The 4,032-nt window shown below is 58.2% G+C and carries 7 protein-coding genes; 6 read left to right on the forward strand and 1 reads right to left on the reverse strand.

Translation table 11 applies throughout. The features are described 5' to 3' along the window. Nucleotides 1-177: 177 nt before the first annotated feature. Nucleotides 178-507, forward strand: a complete 330-nt coding sequence (locus ACFTOW_RS13775; RefSeq protein ID WP_379916667.1) for an ElaB/YgaM/YqjD family protein — start codon at nucleotides 178-180, stop codon at nucleotides 505-507. A gap of 3 nt (nucleotides 508-510) precedes the next feature. Further along, a complete protein-coding gene (locus ACFTOW_RS13780; protein ID WP_379916669.1) occupies nucleotides 511-867 on the forward strand; it encodes a phage holin family protein in 357 nt (118 codons plus the stop codon). Nucleotides 868-924: 57 nt separating this feature from the next. Here ACFTOW_RS13780 and ACFTOW_RS13785 read toward each other — a convergent pair whose 3' ends face one another. Next, the gene (locus ACFTOW_RS13785; RefSeq protein ID WP_379916671.1) at nucleotides 925-1,305 is read right to left on the reverse strand and encodes a hypothetical protein; all 381 of its coding nucleotides are present in this window, start codon (nucleotides 1,303-1,305) and stop codon (nucleotides 925-927) included. 100 nt (nucleotides 1,306-1,405) lie between these two features. Here ACFTOW_RS13785 and ACFTOW_RS13790 point away from each other — a divergent pair, with 100 nt between their 5' ends. From ACFTOW_RS13790 to ACFTOW_RS13805, 4 genes are all read left to right on the forward strand, one after another. Beyond that, nucleotides 1,406-2,137: a Crp/Fnr family transcriptional regulator gene (locus tag ACFTOW_RS13790; protein WP_379916673.1), complete on the forward strand. Its 732-nt coding sequence runs from the start codon at nucleotides 1,406-1,408 to the stop codon at nucleotides 2,135-2,137. Nucleotides 2,138-2,219: 82 nt separating this feature from the next. Next, nucleotides 2,220-3,266 carry an AI-2E family transporter gene (locus ACFTOW_RS13795; RefSeq protein WP_379916675.1) on the forward strand — a complete coding sequence of 349 codons (1,047 nt, stop codon included), beginning with the start codon at nucleotides 2,220-2,222 and terminating at the stop codon, nucleotides 3,264-3,266. A gap of 87 nt (nucleotides 3,267-3,353) precedes the next feature. Continuing rightward, on the forward strand, nucleotides 3,354-3,713 hold the full coding sequence (locus ACFTOW_RS13800; RefSeq protein WP_379916677.1) for a helix-turn-helix domain-containing protein: 360 nt from the start codon (nucleotides 3,354-3,356) through the stop codon (nucleotides 3,711-3,713). 63 nt (nucleotides 3,714-3,776) lie between these two features. Next, nucleotides 3,777-3,929, forward strand: a complete 153-nt coding sequence (locus ACFTOW_RS13805; protein ID WP_379916679.1) for a hypothetical protein — start codon at nucleotides 3,777-3,779, stop codon at nucleotides 3,927-3,929. Nucleotides 3,930-4,032: the final 103 nt, after the last annotated feature.

Raw genomic sequence — 4,032 nt, forward strand, 5'->3', positions numbered from 1 at the left:
CAAGCAAATGACCGGAAACCAAACCACCCACACAAACCGCGAAATAGCCCAACAATTGGCCAAGTCATTTTGTTCCGATAAAATTCGAATTGGGGTCCGATAATTTTCTTTTGCCCCCCGGAACCTACCGGTGACACTGGAGTTATGCTACAGGAGTCATCATGAAAGGACGCACCCATGGCACAGACAAAATCGAGCGATTCCTCCCCTCAGGACGATATTGAACAGCTTTCCCAGCAGATCGCCACGTTGCGGGAAGACATTTCCGCGATCTCCAGAACCCTGTCCGAGCTGGGCGGATCGACCCGCGACGCTGCGGTGGATGGCGCCCGTCGCAAGGCGTCCGAGCTGCGTCAGGCCGGTGAACAGCAGCTTTACTCTGCCCAGCATCAGGCCGAAGAGATGGGTCAACAGGCCGCGAACGCCGTGCGCAACCAGCCGGCAACCGCCGTCGGGCTTGCCGTGGGTGTGGGCTTCTTGCTTGGGTTCATCACGGGGCGGAAGTAACCCATGGCGGGTTTTCTTTCCGACATGCGCCGCCGCGCACGCGCCACTGCGCGTGCGGCGGCCTTTTCCGCGATCGGCGTGATCTTTGCGCTGACGGGTCTTGGCTTTCTGACGGTCGCGCTCTGGATCCTGATCGCAACCTATGAAAGCCCCCTTGTCGCCCATGCCGTTATCGGCGCGCTCTATCTGTTTCTGGGTGTTTGCTTTCTTGCCCTCGGTGGCCAGAAATCCGAGCCCCGACCCGCCGAGCCGGTCGAAAGCCCCCCGCAAACGCCCGCAAAGGATCCGATCCTGCAGGTGGCCGAAGCCTTTGCAGTCGGATTGCAGGCCGGGCGGTCAGCCCGCAGGCCGCGCTCCTAGCAATCTGCGGACGCAGGGGCGTCTGACCTTGGGCAAACTGCCGTCGCTTGCGGAGCTTCAGGCGCCCTGCGCACTGGGTTGCAACGCCGACCTGATCATCTCTTCGGTAAAGGGACGCAACAGCATGGTCCAGCCGTGCTTTTGCACCCTGCACTCGTCATCCTCGCCCATGGTCAGAATGATTTTTGCCCCGCGCGCAAGCAGCACCTGATCAAGCCCCTCTTGCAGAAGGTGATCATAGCGAATCTCCAGAAATGCTGCGGACACGACCGGTTCGTGCTCCAGCATCTCTACAAGTTCGGACGGGGTCGGCACGTTGATCACGCGACACGGACCCGCAGCCTTTAGCGACCCGCACAGGTCTTCCGCAATCAAAACGTTGCTGTCCATGACGACATAGACCGGCAGGTCTGGCCGCGTCTGCGCATCATGGGGCATATGGCGCTCGCTGATAAGTTCTTGTTCAATCATACCTTATACTGGAACATGTTCGGACGTCCTGCATTAAACTACGACATAAATAAGAGGTTTTTTTCGCATGGTCACCAAATGCCGGAATTGCCCCCTTCGGACGCGTCCGATCTTTGAAATGATGACCGAGAACGAGGTCATCTTCATGCAAAGCTTCAAGAATGGCGAGCTTGTGGTCGATGCAGGCACGACGATCATGATGGAGGCGTCCAACAGCCCGCAGCTTTACACCGCGCTTGATGGCATGGGATTGCGCTACAAGACGCTGCTGTCCGGGGAACGGCAGGTTCTCAACTTTGTCATGCCGGGTGATTTCATCGGGCTTCAGGCCGGCGTGATGCATGAAATGCACCATTCGGTCGAGGCGACAACGGACATGACGCTCTGTGTCTTTGATCGCAAACGGCTGTGGGAATTGTTCCGTGACCACCCCGAACGCGCCTTCGACCTGACATGGATTGCCGCCGTCGAAGAGCATCTTCTTGGTGAAAGCCTCGCAATTCTAGGTCGTATGAGCGGGGTGGAACGAATCGCGCGGGCATTCGTGCGCCTGTTTGACCGCGGTGCGGCGATCGGTGCGACCCAGGGGATGGAAATGCCCCTGCCCTACAAGCAACAGGACCTTGCCGATGCCCTGGGCCTGTCGCTGGTCCACGCCAACAAGATGCTGAAAAGGTTGCGAAGCGAGGGTACGGCAACTTGGCGCAATGGGCGGCTGATCATCCACGATTACGATCGCCTGTGCCGGATTGCGCGGCTGGAAAAGGACGCAACGCCGGTGGCCCGCCCGCTGATCTAGACCGGCTGCGTGTTTTTTCCCGACAACGCTCAAGTATCGTCAACCCCAGGGAACAAACCAACCGCCTGCGTGTTTAACAAGGATGCACAGATTATCCGCCAATGGTGATCCGGTTCTTCGCACAGCGGTGATCGTGATTGCACTCATCCTCTGCTTCGCGGCCCTGCAGGCCGGGGCCGACATTTTTGCGCCCATGGTCGTTGCCTTGGTGACAGGTGTCATGCTGGCCCCCGTCACCGATGCGTTCGAACGCATCGGGCTTTCGGCCGGGTTGTCCTCGGCGGCCGTTCTGATTCTTGGCGTATCGGCCATTGCCGTTCTGGTCGTGCTGGCAGCGCCCGTGATGTGGCGCATCGCCGAGGAACTGCCGCGCATCCAGTTCGAACTTCGCTCGATCGTTGCCGATTTTACAAACCTGATCAATGGCTTGAAGGAAATGAGCCGCGAGATGGAAAAGGCGCTGGGTGCCGAACCAAGCCTGTCTGACAGCGATTCTGAAAGCACACTGCCGGACATCACCAACGCCTTGTTTCTTGCCCCGGTGGTGCTGGCACAGATCCTGATATTCGCGGGGACGCTGTTCTTCTTTCTGCTGACGCGGAAAAACATGTATGCATGGCTGTCGCGCCAGATCGGATCATCAAGCGAAACCGAAGCCATCCTGCAGCGCTTTACCAATGCCGAACGGATGGTGGCGCGCTATTTCCTGGCCATCTCGATCATCAACGCCGCTCTTGGCACGGCCCTCGGCGGCGCGCTTTTCCTGATCAACCTGCCTGCCCCGTTCATCTGGGGATTCGTGGCGGCCCTGCTGAATTTCCTGCTCTATGTCGGGCCGATGGCCATGGCCGGCGGTCTTTTGCTTGCGGGCATCGTGGAGTTCGATGGTCCCATGGTGCTGGTGCCACCGGCGATCTTCCTGTTCCTCAACATGATCGAGGCGCAATTCGTCACACCAACCTTCGTGGGACGGCATGTGTCGGTCAACCCCCTGCTGATCTTCGTGTCCCTTGTTATCTGGCTCTGGCTTTGGGGCCCCCTTGGCGCGATCATTGCGATTCCCGTGCTGGTGATCGCGATTGCCCTGCTTGATATCTTTGCCGAAGATGACGCAACGCCATCCGCCTGATCCGCACAATCGCCTCTGACAGCGTTGATCTAACTCAACCTATGGATTATATCTCGGCGAAAATGCTGTGCAATCCGAGGAATAGGTATGTCGCATCCGTTAGATATTCATGTGGGTCAACAATTGAAAAAGCTGCGTGTGTCGCGCGGCCAAACCCAGACCGAAGTAGCTCTTGGTCTTGGCATATCATTCCAGCAGGTTCAGAAATATGAATTGGGCCGCAATCGGATCTCGGCCAGCAAGCTTTTCGAAATCTCGCGCATACTTGACGTAAAGCCAGCCTACTTTTTTCACGGCCTCGAGGACGAAACGATCGAAGACGAGGTTCTGGACCGCGAGGTCACGAGAATCGCCTCGCTGCTGACGAAAATCAAGGATGAGCGTCTGCGCAGCCAGATCCGCTCCTTCATCTCGGATATCGCCGCCAGCGGAGCACAGGGAAACTGACGCCAGATGGGGCCGCGGCCAAACAGAAGCCGCCGCTCTGTCAAGCTTGGTTGGCACACGATCATGAACGCCACACATCTCCTGCGTGCCATGGCGTCGAAATCCAGCCTTCCGGCAGATCCGCAGCCGCTCGTCGGCGGCAATCCTGAGATTGGTGGTCCTGCCCGGCTTTACCGGGCAGGCATGACCCAAATCGTTTCGGTTATGCCGTTCTGAGCAACAGGCGGCTGTCCTTGATCAGGCCCGTCTCGACCAGCATGTTGGTCAGGTGCCGCGCGACAAACAGGCTGAGAATCCAGCGTCAATCAGGATGAGAACG

It is taken from the genome of Lacimonas salitolerans (genome assembly GCF_042677865.1).
In the GTDB taxonomy this organism is placed as follows: domain Bacteria; phylum Pseudomonadota; class Alphaproteobacteria; order Rhodobacterales; family Rhodobacteraceae; genus Lutimaribacter; species Lutimaribacter salitolerans.